19 protein-coding genes and 2 tRNA genes are annotated in these 23057 nt (G+C 56.0%); 13 read left to right on the top strand and 8 right to left on the bottom strand.

All coding sequences use genetic code 11. The annotated features are described in order from the left end of the window. Positions 1-38: 38 nt before the first annotated feature. From JZI28_RS09460 to JZI28_RS09445, 4 genes are all read left to right on the top strand, one after another. Positions 39-581, top strand: coding sequence for a cold-shock protein (locus tag JZI28_RS09460; protein ID WP_375699954.1), 543 nt, complete (start codon positions 39-41; stop codon positions 579-581). A gap of 4 nt (positions 582-585) precedes the next feature. Next, positions 586-1074 carry a DUF192 domain-containing protein gene (locus tag JZI28_RS09455; RefSeq protein ID WP_375699953.1) on the top strand — a complete coding sequence of 163 codons (489 nt, stop codon included), beginning with the start codon at positions 586-588 and terminating at the stop codon, positions 1072-1074. Positions 1075-1118: 44 nt separating this feature from the next. Then, positions 1119-1195: transfer RNA gene (locus JZI28_RS09450), tRNA-Pro, on the top strand. A gap of 924 nt (positions 1196-2119) precedes the next feature. Then, positions 2120-5770 carry a vitamin B12-dependent ribonucleotide reductase gene (locus tag JZI28_RS09445; protein WP_375699952.1) on the top strand — a complete coding sequence of 1217 codons (3651 nt, stop codon included), beginning with the start codon at positions 2120-2122 and terminating at the stop codon, positions 5768-5770. Between the two features lie 161 nt (positions 5771-5931). On the opposite strand, the gene JZI28_RS09440 is transcribed toward JZI28_RS09445, so the two are convergent. Genes JZI28_RS09440 through JZI28_RS09430 form a run of 3 tightly spaced genes read right to left on the bottom strand, consistent with a single transcriptional unit; the run spans position 5932 to position 8986 of the window. Further along, positions 5932-6705: an ABC transporter ATP-binding protein gene (locus JZI28_RS09440; RefSeq protein WP_375699951.1), complete on the bottom strand. Its 774-nt coding sequence runs from the start codon at positions 6703-6705 to the stop codon at positions 5932-5934. Further along, the gene (locus JZI28_RS09435; RefSeq protein WP_297338654.1) at positions 6702-7778 is read right to left on the bottom strand and encodes an iron ABC transporter permease; all 1077 of its coding nucleotides are present in this window, start codon (positions 7776-7778) and stop codon (positions 6702-6704) included. Before JZI28_RS09435 ends, JZI28_RS09440 begins: the two co-directional genes overlap by 4 nt. 59 nt (positions 7779-7837) lie before the next feature. Next, positions 7838-8986 carry an ABC transporter substrate-binding protein gene (locus tag JZI28_RS09430; protein ID WP_375699950.1) on the bottom strand — a complete coding sequence of 383 codons (1149 nt, stop codon included), beginning with the start codon at positions 8984-8986 and terminating at the stop codon, positions 7838-7840. A 314-nt stretch (positions 8987-9300) separates the two neighbouring features. Between JZI28_RS09430 and JZI28_RS09425 the strand changes: the two genes are divergently transcribed. Genes JZI28_RS09425 through JZI28_RS09415 form a run of 3 tightly spaced genes read left to right on the top strand, consistent with a single transcriptional unit; the run spans position 9301 to position 11440 of the window. Next, positions 9301-9783 carry a MarR family winged helix-turn-helix transcriptional regulator gene (locus JZI28_RS09425; RefSeq protein WP_295450917.1) on the top strand — a complete coding sequence of 161 codons (483 nt, stop codon included), beginning with the start codon at positions 9301-9303 and terminating at the stop codon, positions 9781-9783. Next, a complete protein-coding gene (locus JZI28_RS09420) occupies positions 9761-10636 on the top strand; it encodes a serine aminopeptidase domain-containing protein (protein ID WP_375699949.1) in 876 nt (291 codons plus the stop codon). The genes JZI28_RS09425 and JZI28_RS09420 overlap by 23 nt, the downstream gene beginning before the upstream one ends. 45 nt (positions 10637-10681) lie before the next feature. Continuing rightward, the gene (locus tag JZI28_RS09415; protein WP_375699948.1) at positions 10682-11440 is read left to right on the top strand and encodes an enoyl-CoA hydratase-related protein; all 759 of its coding nucleotides are present in this window, start codon (positions 10682-10684) and stop codon (positions 11438-11440) included. 137 nt (positions 11441-11577) lie between these two features. On the opposite strand, the gene JZI28_RS09410 is transcribed toward JZI28_RS09415, so the two are convergent. The 3 genes from JZI28_RS09410 to JZI28_RS09400 form a co-directional block, all read right to left on the bottom strand. Further along, positions 11578-12054 carry a TetR/AcrR family transcriptional regulator gene (locus JZI28_RS09410; RefSeq protein WP_375699947.1) on the bottom strand — a complete coding sequence of 159 codons (477 nt, stop codon included), beginning with the start codon at positions 12052-12054 and terminating at the stop codon, positions 11578-11580. A gap of 458 nt (positions 12055-12512) precedes the next feature. Beyond that, positions 12513-13538 carry an IS110 family transposase gene (locus JZI28_RS09405; protein ID WP_375699407.1) on the bottom strand — a complete coding sequence of 342 codons (1026 nt, stop codon included), beginning with the start codon at positions 13536-13538 and terminating at the stop codon, positions 12513-12515. 143 nt (positions 13539-13681) lie between these two features. Continuing rightward, a complete protein-coding gene (locus JZI28_RS09400) occupies positions 13682-14233 on the bottom strand; it encodes a recombinase family protein (protein WP_349387466.1) in 552 nt (183 codons plus the stop codon). Positions 14234-14358: 125 nt separating this feature from the next. Between JZI28_RS09400 and JZI28_RS09395 the strand changes: the two genes are divergently transcribed. The 6 genes from JZI28_RS09395 (at position 14359) to JZI28_RS09370 (ending at position 21672) form a co-directional block, all read left to right on the top strand. Then, the gene (locus tag JZI28_RS09395) at positions 14359-17250 is read left to right on the top strand and encodes a Tn3 family transposase (RefSeq protein ID WP_349387465.1); all 2892 of its coding nucleotides are present in this window, start codon (positions 14359-14361) and stop codon (positions 17248-17250) included. After that, positions 17229-17594 (top strand): hypothetical protein, encoded by a 366-nt coding sequence (locus JZI28_RS09390; RefSeq protein WP_375699946.1) that lies wholly within the window; start codon positions 17229-17231, stop codon positions 17592-17594. The genes JZI28_RS09395 and JZI28_RS09390 overlap by 22 nt, the downstream gene beginning before the upstream one ends. Then, positions 17591-17911, top strand: a complete 321-nt coding sequence (locus JZI28_RS09385; RefSeq protein ID WP_375699945.1) for a methyltransferase family protein — start codon at positions 17591-17593, stop codon at positions 17909-17911. Before JZI28_RS09390 ends, JZI28_RS09385 begins: the two co-directional genes overlap by 4 nt. A gap of 269 nt (positions 17912-18180) precedes the next feature. Continuing rightward, complete coding sequence (locus JZI28_RS09380; RefSeq protein ID WP_375699944.1) at positions 18181-18444, top strand: hypothetical protein; 264 nt, start codon at positions 18181-18183, stop codon at positions 18442-18444. Beyond that, complete coding sequence (locus JZI28_RS09375; protein ID WP_375699943.1) at positions 18444-19904, top strand: hypothetical protein; 1461 nt, start codon at positions 18444-18446, stop codon at positions 19902-19904. The genes JZI28_RS09380 and JZI28_RS09375 overlap by 1 nt, the downstream gene beginning before the upstream one ends. Before the next feature lie 340 nt (positions 19905-20244). Further along, positions 20245-21672, top strand: a complete 1428-nt coding sequence (locus tag JZI28_RS09370; RefSeq protein ID WP_375699942.1) for a Hint domain-containing protein — start codon at positions 20245-20247, stop codon at positions 21670-21672. A gap of 322 nt (positions 21673-21994) precedes the next feature. Here the strand turns inward: JZI28_RS09370 and JZI28_RS09365 are convergent. Together JZI28_RS09365 and JZI28_RS09360 are read right to left on the bottom strand one after the other, a co-directional pair. After that, a tRNA-Arg gene (locus JZI28_RS09365) sits at positions 21995-22071 on the bottom strand. Between the two features lie 140 nt (positions 22072-22211). After that, positions 22212-22781: a DUF882 domain-containing protein gene (locus JZI28_RS09360; RefSeq protein ID WP_297341947.1), complete on the bottom strand. Its 570-nt coding sequence runs from the start codon at positions 22779-22781 to the stop codon at positions 22212-22214. Positions 22782-23057: the final 276 nt, after the last annotated feature.

Raw genomic sequence — 23057 nt, 5'->3', positions numbered from 1 at the left:
TCACTACCAAAATGAAAAATACGCAGTGGATGAGATAAGTGGCAGAAGATCTGAGCAGCCTGCAGCAAATCCAAGGCCTCGTTAAATGGTTTGATCCCACCAAGGGATTTGGTTTTGTTGTGTCCGATCTGGGCGGCCCTGATATTTTGTTGCACGTAAATGTACTTCGTAATTTCGGACAGAGTTCCGTTGCAGATGGTACCCGTGTCGAAATAGTGACCCATCGCACCGATCGGGGGGGGCAGGCGGTCGAAGTCCTGGCAATCCATCCGCCGGAGCGCGAGGAGTCTCCGGTTCTGAGCGATTTTGCCGATTTTGACCTTTGTGATTTGACCTCCAAACCGCTGGTGCCCGCACGGGTGAAGTGGTTCAACAAAGGCAAGGGATTTGGTTTTGCCAATATCTTTGGCCGCAGCGAAGATGTCTTTCTGCACGTAGAGGTGCTGCGCCAATCTGGCCTGGCGGATCTGCAGCCTGGCGAAGCCCTGGCCGTGCGGGTGATTGACGGCAAACGCGGTCAAATGGCTGCCGAAGTTCAAGCCTGGGAAGCGGCCCTGCTTGAAAATAGTCAGGACAGCTGATCTCATGGCGCGGTTGAGAGCCTCTCTCGCCGCACCGGCCTTGGCCCTTATCTGTGGCCTGGGCCTTTGTGCCCCAGTTCTCGCAGCGGACTGTCGTCCCGATCGGGTGGAGCTGCGTGGCAGCTGGGGGCAAACATCCTTTTCCGTTGAAATTGCTGATGACGAAGCCGAACGCGCTCAGGGGCTGATGTTCCGCGAAAGCATGGCGCGGGGCGCGGGTATGCTTTTTGTCTATCCAACGCCGCAGCGCGTGGCCTTTTGGATGAAGAATACCCTCATTCCACTTGATATCATTTTTCTCGATCAGACCGGCCGAGTCATTCGGGTGCAGGCGGATGCGGTTCCCGGTGATCTGACGCCGCTGCCGGGCGGCAGTAACGTCTTTGCTGTGCTCGAAATCAATGGTGGGTTGGCCGCTAGATATGGAATTTCGATCGGCACCGAGATGCGCCACAAAGTTTTTTCAAAAACTGCACCAATTTGGCCTTGTTAGGGGTTTTCAAATCAATCCACTGGCGTTAGGAACAGCGCACGGTCCGGGGCGTGGCGCAGTCTGGTAGCGCACCTGTTTTGGGTACAGGGGGTCGTGAGTTCGAATCTCGCCGCCCCGACCATAATCACTTGAAAGCATTGCGCTTTTCGGTGGTGTTTATAAGAGAAGACCCTATGGGGTCGGACCTAAAACGGGCAGTTCGCATTCAGATGCGACTGCCCGTTTTCTTTTCCAGTACCTCACTTTAGACCTCATATCAATTTCTTTTGGCTCAAGGTTGCAGCTGCCCGGGCGGCGCGCATTCTGGTTGGGATCTAACAGGCTTTGCCAATCTTTCTGGTGTGACTGCATAGAATCACAGCGCGGCGCTGAAACAGTTTGGAATATCTCTGCGGTCACCCTTAACCCTTCCTTAAGGAAGTGACGCGAAAGCGTGGCAATAGGTTTAAAAAGTGTTAACGATCTGTGCGCCAGGTCCGGGATCAGTTGCTCAAAATCTGTGCAAGGATATCACAGGTCCACCGCGAGCCTGTTGGCCGATGCTGGACGGCGCATGCTTGCCTTTGCTGACCGTACGCTGGTGGTATTTTTGGCAGGGCTTTGCGAAGCGAGGGTGGTGCGCTTTCAACTTCTAGGGACAAGTCGTTGCTGTTACCCGAATTTTCCCAGCTGCTGGATTGGTAACTTTTGCCCCCTGCGATGCCGTAGCCTGTGGGTGAATCACTCGCAGCTGCAAGCGCCGCGTTTTGGGAATTTTCGTCAACAGTAAAGATGGTTTAAAAATGGTAAAATATCCGTTGACCCTCTTGGGGTCTATACGTCAAATTGTGGGAATTCGAGTTGGCGCTACTAGATCTAGTGAGATTTGCAGCGCCGGGACGATGGGAAAACACTAGACATATCCACAATAAATGGCCGGCGAAGGTCTTGTGTAGTTGGCCCGTAAACAGGCCTGCCAGCTGTGATGTGCTTTCCGACCGGACAGGTCACAGCGGCTGCTGTGGCGGCAATGAAGTTATGAGACGAACATCTCAAGGGGCAGAGCTTGAAGATCGAGCGCAAATTCACCAAGTCAGGGCAGGACTCCTATAAATCTCTGGATTTCATTTCTGCCACCTCAGAAATTCGAAACCCGGATGGCACCATTGTGTTCCGTCAGGAGAATATCGAGGTGCCCTCCAGCTGGAGCCAGGTTGCCAGCGATGTCATTGCGCAGAAGTATTTTCGCAAAGCCGGCGTGCCCGAGCGGCTGAAAAAGGTCAAAGAAGAGGGCGTACCCGAATTCTTGTGGCGCTCTGTTCCCGCTGGCAAGGATGTGCCCACGGGGGGCGAAACCTCCTCTAAGCAGGTGTTTGATCGTCTGGCCGGCGCCTGGACCTATTGGGGCTGGAAAGGCGGCTATTTCACCAGCGAAGAAGATGCTCGCGCCTACTTTGACGAAATGCGCCACATGCTGGCGACCCAGCGCGCCGCGCCCAATAGCCCGCAATGGTTCAACACCGGTCTGCACTGGGCCTATGGTATTGATGGTCCGGCCCAGGGCCACCACTATGTTGATTACAAAACCGGCAAGCTGACAAAATCCACCAGTTCCTATGAACACCCGCAGCCCCATGCCTGCTTTATCCAGTCCGTGGCGGATGACCTGGTCAACGAGGGCGGCATTATGGATCTTTGGGTGCGCGAGGCGCGCCTGTTCAAATATGGCTCTGGCACCGGCACCAATTTCAGCCACCTGCGCGGCGAAGGAGAGGCCCTGTCGGGCGGCGGTAAATCCTCTGGTCTGATGGGCTTCTTGCGTATTGGCGACCGCGCTGCGGGGGCGATCAAATCCGGCGGCACCACCCGGCGCGCGGCCAAGATGGTTATTGTGGATGCGGACCATCCCGATATCGAAGATTTCATCGAATGGAAGGTCATCGAAGAGCAGAAAGTTGCCTCGATTGTGGCCGGTTCCAAAATGCATGAGAAAATGCTGAACAGCATTTTTGCCGCCATCCGGTCCTGGGATGGCGCCTCTGAGGATGCCTATGAGCCTGCAAACAACCCGGCGCTGAAAGCGGCGGTCCGCGAGGCCAAGAAGGTTGCCATCCCCGAGACCTATATCAAACGTGTGCTGGACTACGCCAAGCAGGGCTATGACAGCATTGAATTCCCGATCTATGATACCGACTGGGATTCCGAGGCCTATAATTCTGTCTCTGGTCAGAATTCCAACAACTCGATCCGGGTCACCAATGCGTTTTTGCATGCGGTGAAAAAAGATGCCGATTGGCAGCTGATCAACCGCACGGATGGCAAGGTTGCCAAAACCGTCAAGGCGCGGGACCTGTGGGAAAAAGTCGGCCATGCGGCCTGGGCCTGTGCCGATCCTGGCATTCAGTTCCACGACACCGTGAACGAGTGGCATACCTGCCCGGCGGATGGGGAAATTCGCGGCTCAAACCCGTGTTCGGAATATATGTTCCTGGATGATACCGCCTGTAACCTGGCCTCATTGAACCTGTTGACCTTCTACAAGGATGGCAAGTTCCAGGCTGAGGACTACATGCATGCCTGCCGTCTGTGGACCGTGACACTGGAAATCTCGGTTACCATGGCGCAGTTCCCCTCCAAAGAGATCGCTCAGCGGTCATACGACTTCAGAACCCTGGGCCTGGGCTATGCCAATATCGGCGGTTTGCTGATGAACATGGGCTATGGCTACGACAGCGAGGAAGGCCGGGCGCTTTGCGGTTCGCTGACCGCGCTGATGACCGGTGTTGCCTATGCCACCTCGGCTGAGATGGCCGGGGAACTGGGCGCATTTTCTGGCTATTCCCGCAATGCCGACGCCATGCTCAAGGTCATTCGCAACCACCGCACCGCGGCAATGGGCAAGATTACGGGCTATGAGGGGCTTTCGGTTCCACCTGTGCCGCTTGATATTTCCGGCTGCCCAGATGCGCGGCTTGCGGATCTGGCCATGGGGGCCTGGGACGAGGCATTGGAGCTGGGTGAAAAGCACGGCTACCGCAATGCTCAAACCACCGTCATCGCCCCCACCGGCACCATTGGCCTGGTAATGGACTGTGACACCACCGGAATTGAGCCGGACTTTGCCCTGGTGAAATTCAAGAAACTGGCTGGTGGCGGCTACTTCAAAATTATCAACCGGTCAGTGCCCTCCGCTCTCGAAGGGCTGGGATATAGCTCCTCGCAGATTGAAGAGATCGTCTCTTACGCGGTGGGTCATGCGTCCCTGGGCAATGCGCCGGGTATCAATCACACCTCGCTGGCTGGCCACGGCTTTGGCCCCAATGAATTGTCCAAGATCGACAGTGCCTTGGAAGCAGCTTTTGACATTCGCTTTGTGTTCAACCAGTGGACCCTGGGCGAGGATTTCTGCACCGGCGTGCTGGGTATCCCAGCGAAAAAGCTGAATGATCCCACCTTTGATTTGCTGCGCCACCTTGGCTTTAGCAAGGCCGACATCGACGCCGCCAATGACCATGTCTGTGGCACCATGACGCTGGAAGGGGCGCCACATCTGAAAGAAGAGCATTATCAGATCTTTGACTGCGCCAACCCTTGCGGCAAAAAAGGTAAGCGTTTTCTTGGCGTTGAAAGCCATATCCGCATGATGGCTGCAGCCCAGAGCTTTATCTCCGGTGCGATTTCAAAAACCATCAACATGCCCAATGATGCCGCCATCGAAGAGTGCCAGAAAGCCTATGAGCTGAGCTGGTCCCTGGGCGTCAAGGCCAATGCGCTGTACCGTGATGGCTCTAAGCTGAGCCAGCCGCTGGCAGCGGCGCTGGTTGAGGATGACGATGAGGCAGCAGAGCTGCTGGAAACCGGCAACAATCAGGAAAAAGCCGTTGTTCTGGCAGAGAAAATTGTCGAGAAGATCGTCATCAAGGAAGTGATCAAATCCCACCGCACCAAGATGCCGCACCGGCGCAAGGGCTATACGCAAAAAGCGGTTGTTGGCGGTCACAAAGTCTACCTGCGGACCGGCGAATATGAGAGCGGTACCCTGGGTGAGATCTTCATCGACATGCACAAAGAGGGTGCAGGGTTCCGGGCGATGATGAACAACTTTGCCATCGCGGTCTCGGTTGGTCTGCAGTACGGGGTGCCCCTGGAAGAGTTCGTCGATGCCTTTACCTTCACCAAGTTCGAACCCGCCGGCATGGTACAGGGCAATGACTCGATCAAAAATGCCACCTCGATCCTTGACTATGTGTTCCGCGAGTTGGCGGTGAGCTATCTGGATCGGACGGATTTGGCGCATGTCAAACCCCAGGGCCCAGCCTTTGACGATATTGGCCGCGGCGAGGAAGAAGGCGTGTCCAACCTGTCGGAAATCAGCGAAAGCGCCGCAACCCGGTCGCTCGAAGTGCTGAAACAGATCTCTTCCACTGGGTATCTGCGCAAGCGTCTGCCACAGGACCTTGTGGTGCTTCAGGGCGGTCAAACCGGTGAAACTGGTCTGATGAACGCAGGTCTCTCGGCGGCGGATCCGGTTTCCGATCTGCAATCCCTGGTGCCAGAAACCACCGCAGCCCCAGTCACGGGCATGGATGCGCGCACCAAGGCCAAGATGCAAGGCTATGAGGGCGAAGCCTGCGGCGAATGCGGCAACTACACGCTGGTGCGTAATGGTACCTGCATGAAGTGCAACACTTGCGGCTCCACCTCTGGCTGTTCCTAAGCCCTTGGGGGGGACTTTGTTTATAGGGTCAGGCTGTTTAGATGTAACTCTTTGTAGCAAGGCCTTGACCTAACAGTATAAAACCCGCGCCAGATGTGGCGCGGGTTTTCTTATTTGGCGGTTTCCTGTGTAGAGCAGCCCGTCAGAGCAACAGGATATATTTACGACGCATAGGCATGGACGGTCAGATCCTGTCTGGGGCCGGTGCTGGTTTCGACCTCCACCTTGTAGGTTTCGGATATCGCCGGTGAGCGCAGTACGGTTTCTGCGCTGCCCTGGGCAAGAATGCGACCCTGACCCAATAGGATAAGGTGATCGGCAAAGCGCGCTGCGAGGTTCAGATCATGCAAGGCAACAACGCCAATACTGTCGCGCGCCATCATGGTGGCGCGAATACGGGTCAATACCTGCAGCTGGTGACGCAGATCCAGCGCCGAGGTCGGCTCATCAAACAGGTAGACATCAGAGTGGCGGATCAGCGCCTGGGCCACCGAAACCATCTGGGATTGGCCGCCGGACAGATCGCTCACATAGGCTTGTGACAAGTGCCCGATCCCGGTCTCTTCCAGGGCCTGGGCCACTGCCGCCATATCTGCCCCAGAGACCCGCCAGCCGCGCAGTTGCTTATGCGCCATCATCACCACATCAAAAACGGTCAGGGCTGCGTTTGCGGCAAAGTACTGCGGCATAAAGCAGATGCGTTTAAGCCGGTCCCGAGCCCCCAAGGAGGCCAGGTTCGTGTCATTCAGGATGACGTGACCCGCTGTAGGCTTGGCCAGACCTGAGATCAGGCGAAACAGGGTGGATTTCCCCGCAGCGTTTGGCCCGATCAAAGCCGTCAGCTTGCCAGAGGGCAATGGATCAAATTCAAGCCCCTTCAGAACGGGCCGCGCCCCATAGGAAAAGGACAGGTTTTCAGCGCTTAGTTTGGTCATTGCCAATGCCTCTTACGTTGTCCAAGTATCAACAGGATGAAAAACGGGATGCCGATCAGCGATGTGATCATGCCAATTGGATAGACAATGCCCGGTGTGATTGCCTTGGAGGCGATTGAGGTACCGGACATGATCAGCGCACCGCAAAGCGCCGAAAGCGGTAGAAAGCCCCGTTGATCTTCGCCGACGATCATGCGGGCAATATGGGGACCTACAAGTCCGACAAAGGCCACAGCTCCGACAAAGGACACCGCAACCGCAGACAGCAGTGACACCCCAGCCAGGACCGACATGCGCAACAGCGACACGTTGACCCCAAGCGCTGCGGCCTTTTCCTCACCCATGCGCAGGGCGGTCAAGGCCCAGGACCGGGACATGAAATAGGGCAGCACAATCAGCAAAACGGCGATGCAGACGCCAACTTTGGCCCAGGAGGCACGGGCGAGTGATCCGAGCTGCCAGAAAATCAGCTGCGCCAATTGCAGCTCGGATGCGCCATATTGAAGAAAGGCCAGCAAGGCGTTGAATGTAAACAGCATTGCGATCCCGACAAGGATCATCGCCTCAGGTGTGACGCCGCGCAGTCGGGTGAAAAGAAACAAACAGCCAGAGGTGAGCATCGCCAGAACAAAGGCATTGGCGGTGACAAACAGCCCGCCAACACCCGGTACAACCGACCAGCCCAGTACGATGGCCAGCGCGGCGCCAAAGCTGGCGGCCGATGACAGGCCCAGGGTAAAGGGATCTGCAAGCGGGTTGTTCAAAATGGTCTGCATTTCCGCACCGGCAACGCCCAGCATGGCGCCAACCGTCACCGCCATCAGGGCCACGGGCAACCGCAGCTGCCAGATGATCACCTGTTCTTTTGGCGATGCCAGCGATGGATCCAGGATCACCGCAAGCGTGCGTCCAAAGCTCAGGTTTGCAGGCCCGGTGATGATGTCCAGAACAACAAGGCACATCATTACGATTACCGCGCCTGCAACCAGTCCAACGCGGCGCAGACTGCGCCGTTTGTAAGCCATCACCAGAGCAGCTGCGTTCAAACCAGCAGAGGTCGTTTGATCTGTCATTTTAGGATTTCCAAGTGTCAGGTTCGCAGAGCACAGCCGCAGTGCGAACCTGGTGAGTGTTATTTGAGCGATGCCCAGAACTGGCCGGAGGCTTCAAACGGCAGAAATTGATCGTGCAGTTCTTCAAAGGAGGCCTGCGGATCCAGATCTGCAAACTCCTCTGGGTGGAGCCATTTGGCAATCTGTTGCACCGCAACGAAGTGATAGGGTGAATTGTAAAACTGGTGGTAGATCGCGTGCATATTGCTCTCTTTCACCGCCCGCATCTGGGCAAACCCGGTGCGCTCTGCCAGCGCCTGTAGCTTGGCCTGATTTTCCACCGGGTCGCCGTCATAGCCCAGCAAAATCGAGGTAACCTCTGGGCGCGTCTCTTTCCAGTTGGCACCGGTGGCGATGATGTGATCAGGATCCGCCTCAATCAGCCCTTCCAGACTGATATCGACAGAATAGGCATTGGCCAGGGTCGAGCCATAGTTGACCCCGCCGGCCAGTTCGACAAAGCGGCCAAAGTTGTAGGGACCAAAGGACCAACAGCAAAAATCAGTTTGCCAGCCGGCGGCGTTTTCAATCGCCACCAGCGGGCGCGCGTCCGCCGGGATCTGATCAACAACGTTTGTGACCTTGCGCATCTGGCCGATATAGAAATCAATAAACTCCGCAGCCCGCTTTTCCTCGCCCAGGATACGGCCCATCATCAACAGCGATGGCACGGTGTTTTCGGTTGCGTTGCGGCGGAAATCAACAAAGGCCACGTTGACGCCTGCAGTTTCCATCTTTTCGATCAGGCCGGTTTCTTTGGCTTTGAACAGGTTGCCCACGTCGAGCAACAAAAGATCTGTCTCCGCCTCCAATACGGCTTCGATGCTGAAATCGCCAGCATAGGGGTTGCCAAAGTTGATCAGGCGGGCCGTGTCGTCTGGGAAGGCGTTTGCGTATTTGCGGAAAGCATCTGGATCGTAGTTGATCAGATCGTCTTTCCAGCCAACGATTTTTTCAAACGGATTACCGGTGGTGATCGGTGCAATCGAATAGATCATGCGGCCTTCGCCCAGGACAATCTTGTCAGGCAGTTCGGTGAAAGTGACCTGTCGGCCAGCAATATCTGTAACAGTGAGGGCGTCCGCTTGAGCTTCACTGGCTTGTGCAATCAAGAGTGCACTGGCTGTAACAGCACCAAGGAAACCGCCCATTGATGTCGCATAGGACATAAGCGTCTCCAGTGTGTTGATCGTGTGAGTCGGGGTTGTAATGAATATTTTGGATATACCCAAGTGATTTTGTAAGAAAATGAAAGGGCGGGAGTTGAACTCAAGAATGTCCGTTAGGGCTTTGAAATAATGTAAAATAAATTTCTCATCCGTGCTCTTGGTCTGGTTAGGATCCTCTGTGACCAAAATCCCCTGTGCCTGAACAGCTTTGATTTTGATCCTCTGTGACTTCGCGTCATGCCGTTGGAGCAGGTATTGCCAGGTCTGGTTAGTCCATATACGAACTAAATATAGGTTTGTTTTGGAGTCCTGTTGTGTCGGTAAAACTGCGTGTCTTTCATCAATTGCAGGTGGCTCATAATGCGTTGTTTCGCGCGGCTGACCAGCGTACGCGCCAGAGCGTGGGGCTGACCACAAGCCAAATTGCAGTGCTATTTGTCTTGTCCCAGTCAGATGCGCAGCCCATTTCTGAAATTGCCAAACGGCTCTCGATGGGAAAATCCAGTCTGACGGGGCTGGTGGATCGCATGGTTGATCGTGGCCTTGTTGCCCGCATTGCCTCTACCAGTGATCGCCGGGTTATCAATGTGCATCTTGCGCAAAACGGCGCCAAAATGCTGGCCCATGTCAAAGAAGAGACCTCCCATTTCAACGCGGCTTTGCTTGCACCTTTTAATGATAAAGAACAGCTGGTTATCCAGAGGTTCTTAACGCATCTCGTCGATCACGCGGATGAGATTATCAACCCTGTTTCACCCCCTGGCGGAGATGACCATGACGCAATCGACACAGCGTGAACCAACACGTTTTACCACCAGTGACGGAGTCACGCTGCGAGGCGATTTGACCAGCTGCGATAGCCCTAAACTGGCGGTTCTGATCTCCGCAGGCACCGGGTTTCCGCGCCAGTTTTATCATGCGATTGCGCAGTTTATGGCCGAACGTGGCGCCATAGTGCTGACCTATGATTATCGCGGCATTGCAGGGTCGTGCCAGGGGGATCTGGCCCAATCTGAGATCGAGTATCCTGATTGGGGCAGATACGATATGGTTGCCGCCGTGGAGCACCTGTCCCAGGCGGCGCCGGGTCTGCGCATCACCCATCTGGCCCATAGCGTTGGCGGCCATTTCATTGGCGTTATGTCCAATCACCAAGCCATTGATCGCCATGCATTTGTTTCTGTTGGAACTGGGTATTTTGGCGGCCACCAAATCAAGAACTGGCCGCTTGAGTTTTACTTCTGGTGGATTTTGGGCAGCTATTCCTTGCTGCGCTGGGGCTATATCAAACCTGTGGGCGGCTGGCAGGGCGAGGCCTTGCCACCGCGCGTGTTCAGAACCTGGCGCAAATGGAGCCAACGTCGCAGCTATTTTCGCACCGATTATGAGGGGTTGCTAAAGCCACAGCACTACGGCGATGTGACGGCCCCCATCCGATCCTGGGTCTTTTCCGATGATCCAATTGCGACCCCGCGGGCGGCGCGCGATCTGCTGGCGTACTATCCCAACGCAGCGAAATCATTGCAAATTCGAACCCCCGCTGACATTGGTGTTAAGCGAATTGGTCACGAGGGTGCCTTTCGACCAGGCCGCGAAGCGCTTTGGTTGGAATGCTGGAATTGGCTTTCACAAGATCAGGTAACCGATTGAATTGGCAGAATTGCCTCTACGACTTCACATGTTAGGACTGCTGTTATGACCGACACTATTACACTAGAGACCGATGGCCGGGTTACCCTTCTGACCATCAATCGGCCGCAAAAACGCAATGCGATCACCCAACAGATGTATGGGGTCATGGCGGACGCGCTCAACGCCTATGAGGCCTCTGACACACAGCGCGCCTTTGTCATTACCGGAGCGGAGGATTATTTCACCGCTGGCAATGACCTGCAGGATTTTTCCACGGCGGATCACACAGAGGATTTGCCACCTGTCGCCCGGTTTCTCGAAGCGATCTCCACCTGCAAAAAACCGGTGATTGCAGCCGTGAATGGCCCCGCAATTGGCATCGGGCTGACGATGCTGCTGCATTGTGATCTGGTCTATGCCGCAGCCAGCGCAACCTTCACCGCACCCTTTGTCAAATTGGGCCTGGTGCCAGAGGCTGCCTCGTCAATGTTGTTGTCGGCCTCGGTAGGGATGGCAGTGGCCAATGACATCCTGCTGGCCGGGCGCAGCCTGTCCGCCGAAGAGGCGCATAACTACGGTCTGGTTTCCCGGGTATTTGATGACGGCGCGCTGCAGGGGCAGGTGGCAGAGATTGCCAAACACGTCGCCGCATCGGCGCCTGAGGCGATTAAACTGTCAAAATCCCTGATCCGTCATCAGCGCGATCAGGTTGCAGCGCACATGCAGCGCGAGTCCGACCTGTTTGTGGCGCAGTTGAAATCTCCGGAGTTCGCCGAGGTTGTCTCTGCGATGATGCAAAAACGAACGCCGTCTTTTTCCTGACGCCGCTTAGGTGCTCGCTCTGCCACCTTCTGGTCACCCAGGCTGTTGGCAGGTTGGCAGGTTGGCATGGGCCGTCAGTCTGTACTTACTGGCACAGATTGCGCCCCCAGATGGGGCGTCATTCTGCTTTCTGGGCGTCATTTCCCAGAAAAATAGTCTAACATCAGCTCACCCAACAAACGGGCCAGGACCGCCTCGGCCTGTTTTTCCCCGACAATACTTATGACAACCCTGCGATAAGCGCTCATGGCCACCTGCATGGCCTCATCCTGGGCAATCTCGTTTTGGGTCTTGCCCCGCAGGTAGTCAAAAATCAGCGCCATTTCGCGGGCAAAATCCTGACGCAGGGCCTCTGTCAGGCGGTGAAGGTTTTGCTGCTCTGTCGCCGCTGGGTCGACAAAATCGGCGTCAAATGCGCCCATAACCTGTTTGGTGCAGGCTAAAAACAGATCTTCCTTGCTTGGAAAGTAGTGATACAGCGCGCTTTTTGACAGGCCCAGATGCTGCGCCACCGCGCGCATACTGGTGCCGGCATAGCCATGATCCGAAAAATACCCCGCAGCGCGTTGCGCCAGGTGCTGACTGTGAGCCTGGTGGTCGACAATTTTTGGCATCTTATTTCGTCCGTTTGGTCTAAATACTGTTGACATGAAGCAAAGGCGAGGTCTAGAGCAGTTTTATAGACCGGGTGGACGAAAAAGGTTTTTTCCCTGAACCGGTAGCAAGAAAGGAGACGCCAATGGCAACCAGATACGGCGGTGTTGATCGCGCCCATGCCCGGTCATTTGGGCCAAAACTGACCTTGGGGTCGTGTATGGATGCCCCCGGTTTTGCAAGGATTTCCTGAGCTGATTTCCAGCGATTTGATTGCGGTCGTGTATTCGGCCTCGTGTTGCGGCTTTTACGCGCCGCGGGCCATGATGGTCAGTTCGCTGATTGGGTCCAATTCGATTCCGCGGGCTGTAAGCGCCCTACCCCTATCTGGCTTTCCAATCAGGATCTGTTCAATCGACGTCCATCACTTCAGAGCATTCCTTGCCATCTGCCCACTTAATGCAAGCGGGACAGAAGCTTATGCGGCCACCTCCTGATTTGACTGGTAGCCTTGTTCTCTGGTGATCATCGCCCAAATCTGGCGGGCCATTCTATTGGCGAGTGCCACAGCGGCCACCATCTTTGGTTTGCGGTCCAGCTTGTCTTGTAGCCAAGGATGGCAGCGTTTGCCGCGCCGCGCGGCGGCGGCAATGCAGCTCATCGCGCCGATAATCAGCGCGCGGCGAATGTCCTTTTGACCCATTTTACTGGTCTGTCCAAGTCGGGTTTTGCCTCCCGTCGAATGCTGTTTGGGGACCAAACCAAGCCAAGCCGCGAAGTCCCGCCCTTTTTCAAAGCACTTCATGTCTGGCGCAAACGCTTCGATCACCATCGCGGCAATCGGCCCAATGCCGGGCATGGTTTGCAACCGTCGTGCCTTTGGACTGTCGGCGCAATGGCTCTTGATCCGCCCGGTGAGCGTATCGACCTCTTCCGAGAGCTGGTCGATGCGGTTGAAATGCAACTTGGCCATCGTCACGACCAGTTCCGGAAGATCAGGATGGACATCGACCAGCTCCCGGAGCCGCTCAACATTCTTCAACCCAACAGGTGCAATCAGCCCGAATTCCGCAAGATGGCCGCGCAAGGCGTTCACGGTTGCAGTGCGTTGCTCCAACAGCTGGTCCCGTGTGCGCATCATCATGGTCAGTGCCTGGGTTTCAGCGGATTTTGGCACGACAAAGGACATGTTGGGCCGCAGCGCAGCTTCGGTGATGGCCTCCGCATCTGCCGCATCATTCTTGTGGCGCTTTACGAATGGCTTGACATAGATCGGTGGAATGAGCCTCACTTCATGACCCAACGACATCAGTTCGCGTGCCCAATAATGGGCTGTCGCGCAGGCTTCCATGGCGAAAAGGCTGCGTGGATGTTCGGCGCAAAACTTGGCAAATTGTGGTCGGCTCAATTTCTTCCGAAACACAACCTGTCCATCCCGGCGCGCGCCGTGCAGCTGGAAAACGTTCTTTGCCAGATCAACGCCAATGATGATATCTTCTTCCATGGGTGCTCCCTTTCTCTTTGGTGGTGGTTGAATAACCACCATGGCACATCGCGATGCCGTTCGAGGAGGGGGCATCCACCGCATCAACTCCGGCTCGGTGCAGAATAGGGCGTTAAGGCCGGATTGGGGCTCTGGAGTTGAGCTCAGGTCTCTTTTTCGCTGAGATAGCGGTAGATGGTGGCCTTTGAGAGGCTGTAATGGGCCATCAGATCTTTGATCAGCATTCCGGCTGCGCGCCGTTGGCGAAGCTCAGCGATCTGATCTTCTGAAAGAGCGGGGCGTTTTCCGAACTGAACGCCTCGATCCTTGGCCTTCTTGATCCCGTCCATCTGACGCTCGGCGCGGATTTCGGTTTCGAACTGACCGATGGCCCCGAGCATGTTGAACAGCAGCCGCCCGGTCGCGTCTGACGTGTCGATGTTCTGATCGAGTACGACCAGATCGACGCCCTTCTGTTTCAGCGTCTCGGCGATCTGACACAGGTGTAGCGTTGAACGCGCCAGCCGGTCGATGCGCGTGACAATGAGCTGATCACCGTCGCGAACGTAATTCAGACATTCTTTCAGCTGAGGGCGAGCATCAGTTGTGCCACTGCGCTTTTCTTCGAAGAGCTTGTCGCAACCAGTGAGCTTTTCACGTTGGACATCCAGTGATTGCCCGACTGAACTGACACGCGCGTATCCGACTTTAGCCATGGGGTCTCGAATAAATTAAGAGGTCTTGCGACTGTCATATTGAGACATTGAAAAAGACATGACAAGCGGATGGTCTCACTATGCCTACTTCATAAGACTCCATCCCATATAGAAAGAACAATCCGATGGCACACCGAGCGGTTCTGACCGCGCGACAGCGCGCGGCGCTTTTTGATCTTCCCACCGATGAAGCTTCGCTGTTGAAGCACTACACCTTGGATGATGAAGATATCGAGCACATCCGCACTCGACGGCGATCTGACAACCAGATCGGCTTTGCGCTTCAGCTTTGTGCCTTTCGGTATCCGGGTCGCTTGCTGAAAGCTGGTGAAGTCATCCCTGAACCTGTTTCCCGCTTTGTGGCCGCACAACTCGGATTAAAACCAGATGACCTCTTGCCATATGCCGCGCGGGAAAAGACTCGCCGGGAACATTTGGATGCTCTGCGAAAGATATACGGCTACAAGATGTTTTCGGGCAAGCGCGCCAAGAAAATGCGGCGCTGGCTGGACGGAAATGCTGAAGCGGCGCAATCCAGTCAGGCTCTGTTGCGTGGCTTCGTAGAAGAATGCCGCAGACAGCAGATCATTCTGCCGGGAACTTCGGTCATCGAACGCCACTGCGCTGATGCGTTGGTCGCCGCTGAACGTAGAATTGAGGCCAGCATTGCCGCTCGTCTCGATGCGAAAATGCGTACCCAACTCGACAATCTGTTGACCGAAGAGGTGGATGGGCGGGTCAGCCGGTTCATCTGGTTGCGACAGTTCGAGGTGGGTAAAAACTCTGCCGATCTCAACCGCCAGCTCGACCGTTTGGAATTTTTGCAACGGATCGCGTTACCGCCAGCAATCTTGGACGGTATTCCGGCGCACCGGGTCATGCAGTTACGCCGCCAAGGCGAACGATATTTCACGGATGGGCTGCGGGACATCACGAGTGATCGTCGTCTGGCCATCCTTGCCACCTGCATCGTGGAGTGGTCTGCTGCCATCGCAGACACTGTGGTCGAGACGCATGACCGGATCGTGGGGTCGATCTGGCGAGAGGCAAAGAGGATTTGCGGTGCCCGTGTTGCAGAGGCGCAATCAGAGATCGCAGCGACTTTAGCGGGGTTCGAGACCTTGGGCACGACATTGCTGCTGGCAAAAGGCGATGACGCGGCTATCGCCAGTGCAGTGGATGCGTCCTGTGGGTGGGGCATGCTGGAAAACCTCGTCGCGAATGCCGGAACGCTTGGGAAAACCGTTAAGGCGGATGCGCTGGCCTATGTCGAGAAGGGCTATCATCGCTTCAAGCTCTATGCCCCGCGAATGCTGGCAGCATTGGATATCGCCGGCGCCAGCGTGGCCGAACCCTTGCTCGCAGCGGCAGATGTGATCCGCGACAAGCATGATATTCCAAGCCGGTCTGCGCCATTTCTCAAACCGCAGTCAAAATGGCGAGGCCACTTGCGGAATCCGGAAAACAACAGGGACCGGCTATGGGTCGTCGCAGTTCTGTTCCATCTGCGCGAGGCCTTCAGATCCAGGGATATCTGGCTTGCTCACTCACGCCGCTACAGCGACCTGAAACAGGCCCTGGTTCCGGTCGAGGCCGCTCAGACTATGGGGCTGTCGATGCCATTGGAGCCGGAAGTCTGGATCGCTGATCGAAAACAACGGTTGGAAGACGGGCTGCACAGGCTTGTCATGGCGGTCAAAAATGGAACTCTGCCTGGCAGTGTCATCGAGGATGGCCGATTACGTGTCGACCGGCTCGAAGCTGATGTACCCGCGGAGGCCGACAGCCTCATCCTTGATCTTTATCGCCGCCTGCCAGAGGTGCGGATCACGGACATCCTTATGGATGTGGACAACGATACCGGGTTCACCGACGCCTTTACCCATCTGCGCACCGGGGCACCGTGCAAAGACAGGCTCGGATTGCTGAACGTCGTTCTGGCAGAAGGCCTGAATCTCGGGTTGAGCAAGATGGCTGGGGCTAGCAGCACACATAGTTTCACCCAACTGGCGCGACTTTCGAACTGGCATGTAGAAAGCGAGGCCATCAATCGGGCGTTGGCCACCGTGCTCGAAGCGCAAGCACAGTTACCAATGGCAAAGCACTGGGGTGCCGGTGAAACTGCTTCCAGTGACGGGCAATTCTTTCCCACCACGCGCCAGGGCGAGGCGATGAACCTGATCAATGCGAAATACGGCAATGAACCCGGCCTGAAAGCCTATACCCATGTGTCCGATCAATACGCACCCTTTGCCACGCAGGTCATCCCAGCAACGGTGAACGAGGCACCATATATACTCGATGGGTTGCTGATGAACCCGACCGGCAAGCGGATCAAAGAACAATATGCTGATACCGGGGGCTTCACCGATCTTGTGTTCGCGGCCACATCACTGCTTGGATACCGGTTCATTCCGCGCATCAGGGATTTGCCGTCAAAACGGCTGCATGTCTTTGATCGCCGAAGTGTTCCGGCTGAACTGAGGGACTTGGTGGGCGACAAAATCCGGGAAAACACCATCATCGCTAACTGGCCAGATGTGCTCCGCTGCATTGCGACAATGCTTTCCGGCAGGATGCAGCCCAGTCAGCTCCTGAAGACACTGGCGGCCCGGCCGAGGCAACATGACCTAGCCGTTGCCCTTCGCGAAATCGGACGTGTCGAGCGAACACTCTTCATCATCGAATGGGCGCTCGACACGGATATGCAGCGCCGTGCCAACATTGGACTAAATAAAGGTGAAGCGCACCATGCTCTGAAAAGTGCCCTACGGATTGGGCGGCAGGGTGAAATCAGAGACCGCAACACGGAAGGCCAGCACTTCCGCATTGCAGGGCTGAACCTGCTCACCGCCATCATTATCTTTTGGAATACAAAACGGCTTGGTGTCGCCGTCGCGCAGCGGAGAAAAGCAGGGTTGGATACGCCAGCATATCTTCTCGCACACATCTCACCCCTCGGCTGGGCACATATTATCCTCACCGGCGAGTATCGGTGGCGACGAATGAACGCTTAAAGCCTTACCGCCCTATTCTGCACCGAGCCGGAGTCGACCCCACCTTTGCAGTTTTGCACCTTTGTCTGGTGGTGGTTTGCCTGTGGCTGGCCTTTGGCGGTTTTGAGTGGGCTGATCCAACCCGGGCCAAAGTCCTGGCGCTGTGCGCTGTTCTGTATTGGGTGCGGCACGGGGTGACGCTTTTTGTGATCCTGCAGCGCCGGGTTGAACTCTCCGAAGGGCTGGGACTGACCGTGTTTATTGGCATCGTTGAAGTTGGTTTTTTGCTGCTGGGGGCAGGGGCTTTGTCCGGTATTGCTACACCTTTTGGTCTTTGGGATTGGCTGGGGGGGCTTTGCTGGTGATCGGATCCTCCCTGAACACCGGCTCTGAACTGCAACGACGTGCCTGGAAAAAACTGCCCGGCTCACAGGGGCGCTGCTACACGGGGGGGCTGTTTTCTTATTCCATGCATATCAACTATTTTGGCGACAGCCTGATGTTCACGGGATGGGCCATTCTGGCAGCCTCTGTCTGGGCGTTCTCCATTCCCTTGCTGATGACTGCGCTGTTTGTCTTTTACCACATCCCAGCGCTGGATCGGTATCTGGCCGACCGATATGGCGCCCAGTTCCAAGTCTACTCCAGCAAAACTGCCAAGTTCGTGCCGTTCCTCTATTGACGCCAAACTATCCCAACTCTGGGTGCCAAACTTCGGCCACATAGGGAAAAATTGATCCTGTTGCCTGGGCATCGGGCGCCGTCGATTATCTTTTACAACCTCAATTCGCCTATTTTGGTCTCGCGACACTTACTGAAGGGCGGATTTCGGAAGCTTTTGTTTCCCCAGCGGCAGGAGCGGTCTGGTGCAAATGGGAGTGACAGCGATCCCGAGCCCGTTCGGCCCCAAACAGGGGCCGTATTTCACTTGAAACCATGAGGCCAAACCACATGCCCCAGACTGATCCTTTTGCTGATATGAGCCGCAGCTTGACCAGCCCCGCCACCGAGCATTTTTCCATCGCGCCGGCCGATGGCGTTGATCTGCCAGTGCGCCCGCGTGTGCTGCGAGTTGTGAGTTCGGGCGATCTTGCTATGCGCGATTGCGAGGGCCGGGTGATCACCTATGCTGTCTATGCCGGTGAAACCCTGCAGTTTTCGGCCGTCGGCGTCGAGTCCAACGGGACCACGGCCACTGTTGTGGGTTGGCTCTGATGTTGGGGCTGGGCTTGGGGATCGGCGTGGCGCAGACCGCGCCACTGAGGCGCTACAGTATCGGCGGCAAGGCCCCGGCTGTGGTCGCGGACTATTCTTCCGGGACCTATGGTCTCAACGGCACGCCTGTAGGTTTTGACAGGCTGTTCAGCTTCTCCCGGCTATCCGCTGCCTGGAAACTGAACGCCCTGGGTCACTGGGTCAAGGCGCTGGCAGGCGAGCCGCGCACCGGGCACCACATCTGGCAGGGCGGAGCGCTGGTGCCTGCCGGGGTGGCCGTCTGTTCTGAGGTGCGGACAAACCTGCTGCTGAACAGCGACAGCCTATCGACGCAGGTGGTGGCGGTAACGGGCGTGGAGCACACCCTGAGCTACACCGGAACTGGCACAGTCACCCTCTCTGGCGCGGCAACGGTTGGGCCTTTGATCGGGGTGGGAAGTGGTGAAGCAAGCCGTGTCAGCCTGTCATTCACCCCCAGCGCCGGATCGCTGACCCTGACGGTCTCGGACGATGTTCAAAACGCGCAATTGGAGACAGGGCCATATGCGACAGACTACATCAGCACTCAGGGGGCGCAGGTCTCCATCGCTGCTGAAAGCCTGCAGATCGACCCGGTGGTGATGGCAAATGAGGTCGGGACGCTTGGGGCTGAGCTTTTGGACAACACTGGGTTCGCGGATTGGACAAGCCCGGATGCGCCAGATGAATGGTCCAAGACCGGAACGCACAACGCCAATAATTTTGTTGAGCAACACGGAAACGGCATTCGGATTGTATCTGACGGGGCGTTTACGGGTATCACGCAAAACACTGGCATCTCCGGCCCCAAGCTTGTCGGCATAGAAGTTGTCAGTGTGTCCGGAAATGGCGTTGTCGTACAGTTTGACGGACAGTCTTTCTTCTGCCAACAGCCCGGAACCACCTACTTTGTAACCACAGATCCGTCACCGATCCTTATTCTCAAACGTTTGAGCGGACCAGTCGACGCGGTTATCCGGTTTGTCACTGCACAAGAGGCCACAATGCCCGAGGCAATGACCATCGTGATGAATGGAATCATGACGCGGGCGAAAGATCCTGAGATCCCCGGCAACGCTATCCCCTTCCGGTGGAGGCTTGGTGATGACGATTTTATTGACCTTTTGGTCTCAACGGCAGCGGCTCATACGGGTAAACCGGGGTTCCGCAGCAAGGTCGGCGGTGTTTTGACTGAGATATTTGGCGCGGACGACGCTCTGTCCCTTGGCTCTGAGGACGCGTTTTCACTGGCACTTGTCTTGGACGCGACCCACATCGAGGGTTTTTACAACGGGGTGTCAACCGGACAGGTAGCCCATGGTGGCATGGCTGACCTGTTGTCTGCGCCCGTGCAGATCTTCCCAGTGGGCAACGCCACACTCAAAGACATCCGCCTCTGGTCCGACGCTCTCCCAGCTGCTGACCAGTTGCAGACCGCCTGAGGTTGCGCCCGGTTGCGCCGTCTGCCAATTGCTGCAAAGGTCAACGATCCAGCGCAGGGCTGACCGGCAGGCCTATGTTCCGCGCCCAATGCACCAGATCACAGGCAGAGGGAACGCTCGCAAGGCGCTTTTGGTATGATCGGCTGGGTTGTGCAGGAGGCGGTACGGTTGCCAATTCGCAAAAAAGGGAAAAGAATGCCTAATTTCGGCTGCGTTTTTGCCACTGTGGCCGCGCACTTTGGGGTCATAGAATTCAAACAGGCACTTAAATCAGGCAAATGCGATCGGCACAGCACTTGAACTGGCGTCGGCGGCGTCCATTCGAAAGTAGTCAACAGTCATGCCCACAGTCGACATTATCCGGCTAGACGAAGACCCGCATGAAAGCGCCCATGGCGTGCGCACCGACACATCTTCTCGCGGGGTGGATCTGGATGGCGCCCAAATCACCGCAACCTTTGCGGATGGCACAACCGAAGTCCTGACCTGGAAGGCATTGGATCCCTACACCGCTGGCGGTGCGTCAGGGACCGATATCGACATGTACTTTGGCTATGACTGGCATGATCTGACGACAACCAAACTATTGACCTCGTTGCAGATTGACCTGGCTCCGGCAAGTTCGGTGTTTGATACAAACTTTGCCACGGACGAAGACCCTATGGGGGGATCGACGCCCACATCCAAAAATGGCTATCCGTTCAAACTCTCCCCGGAATACGAAGACCTGACGGGCACCATTTCCGCCACCTATACCGGTATTGTCAACATTACCGGAAGCGAGGCCGTAGGCGATCTTTATACCACCATGATCGTCGACTTTTCTGGCCTGCCAGAGGGCGGATTGCTCGGCGATCTGGTGTGGAATTCCGATATCGACACATTGACCGGTCCTTTTGAAGACGGTCTGACTGCCACCAGTGACGTGTTTGAAATTTCCGGCGACGGTTCCGAGGTCCTAAATGTTCTGGACAATGACCTTCACAGCGACGGCAGCAGTCTGACGATCACCCATATCGAGGGGCAGGCGGTCTCAGCTGGGGACACCGTCACCCTGGGCAGCGGCGAGGTGGTGACCCTGAATGCTGACGGAACGCTTTCGATCAGCAATGACAGCACCGTCGATGAGACCAGCAGCTTTTCTTATACGGTGGCGGATGATGAGGGCCACACCGACACTGGATCAGTTCAGGTCAAAACTGTCGTCAGCACCGCGCCCTGTTTTGTGGCAGGCACGCTGATCAAAACCGAATTTGGCTTGGTGGCTGTTGAAGCGCTTGAGGTCGGAGACCGAATTGTGACCCGTGATCATGGGCTACAGCCGCTGCGCTGGATTGGGCGCAGTACCCGCCGTGCGTCAGGGCAAAATGCACCGGTGGTTTTTGCAGAAAACGCGCTTGGCCGTCACGACCGCATCGCGGTCTCGCCAAATCACCGGGTGTTGATCTCTTCAGATCTGGCAGAGCTGCTCTTTGGACAATTCGAAGTCCTGGTCAAAGCCAAACACCTTGTCAACGACACAACGATCCGCGTGGTGGCGGATGGTCAGTTGGTGACCTACGTGCACCTGCTGTTTGATCAGCATGAAATCCTGTGCGGCAATGGCCTGGAAAGTGAAAGCTATCATCCAGGCGCTGAAACCCTGGGCTCCTTTGATGCCGAAACACAGGCTGAAGTGCGCGCGCTTATGGCGGATTTTGAGCTCTACGGCCCGACGGCGCGAACAACGCTGAAATCACATGAAAGCCAGCTGCTACGCGCCACCTAGCAGTCCCTTGTGGGGCATTTGGCGCGCGGAGGCGGATGCACAGGCGTAAGATCAGCCTGCGTCGCCCCTTTTACCACCGACATCCTCGCCGCTGACCACCAAAGCGTTCTATTTACCCAAACTTGCCGCTCAGATCTTGATTGCATTCCTGTTGGTCTTTGACAGCCTGCGAAAACCCACTGAACCGAAGTATACGTTCAAATTGGTGCGAGATGGCACGCCCTGATCAACCGTCTCGGAAGGGCGCTCTAATCAAGGGGGGGGAGTTGGGTCTAAAAACGTGAAAAGGCCCGACGGAAAACACGTCGAGCCTTAAGAATTCTGGCGCACCTGAGAGGATTCGAACCTCTGGCCTCTGCCTTCGGAGGGCAGCGCTCTATCCAGCTGAGCTACAGGTGCTAACAATAGCGGCGGTATAACCGCCAAGAGATTGAGCTGCAATGGCAAAACGGCCTGCGTCGAAAAAAACCATCCCAAGGCCAAAGGCTGCCTAAAGCCGACGCAGCCATCGATCGCAACCAGCGACGAAATGCGCCGTGTTAGCCGTTCCAGCTGCGCACGACACCACAGTCCATATGGACAAAGTTCGAGCCGCGGTATTTGCCAACGCCACCAGCGTGACAGGCCTTGGCTGCATTTGCCATTTGGGTGACGGAGCGCGATGCCAGACGCAGATCGGCGGCCTGTCCACGCATATGCAGCGAGTTCTTAGCCACCCCGCGTGAGCGCCGACGGAGCATCGCGTTGGTCTGCGGGCTACGATACCCGGACAACATCATATAGGGCTCGGAGATATCGAGCAGGTTATGTGAAGCTGCCATGATGTCGATGGTGCGCAGATCCATGGATTTAACCTGATCGGTCCGCCAGTCGCGCATGAAGTAGTTGATCTCTTTCACGGCGTCTTTGATGTAGTCGCCATCAATCCAGTAGATCATATCCAGCCGTTCACCAGTACGCCCGGAAAACATCCGAATGCGGCGGATATCACCGCCACCACGTAGAAAACCTGCTGCCTTAGAAAACGTTGGTGCTGCCGCCACGGTTGTTGCTGCAAATGCCCCAAGAAGTGCCCGCCGGGTCATGCCCGTCTTAGTAAGTTCTGCCATATCTTAACTACGCCATCCCGAACGTGATTAATCCTGCCTATGCCCGATGTTACGAGCCGACTGCGTTTTTTTCCTGTGGTCGGTATGCCACAGTGAGAATCAATTACCAAGGTCCGTTTTGCCCGCCGCCTCTTTGATGAGGATTTTCGGCAAAAAATTGCGCAAAAGGGGACGTGTGGTAAATATTTCCCCTAAGAGTAACGTCGATTACCCCTATTTATGCGACAGCATCGCACCACTGTCACACTGACATAGCGTGGTTTCGGAAACGTGAAT

The sequence above is a fragment of the Pseudophaeobacter sp. TrK17 genome (assembly GCF_042192375.1).
Lineage (GTDB): Bacteria > Pseudomonadota > Alphaproteobacteria > Rhodobacterales > Rhodobacteraceae > Pseudophaeobacter.
This window is presented reverse-complemented; position numbering and strand designations above follow the sequence as displayed.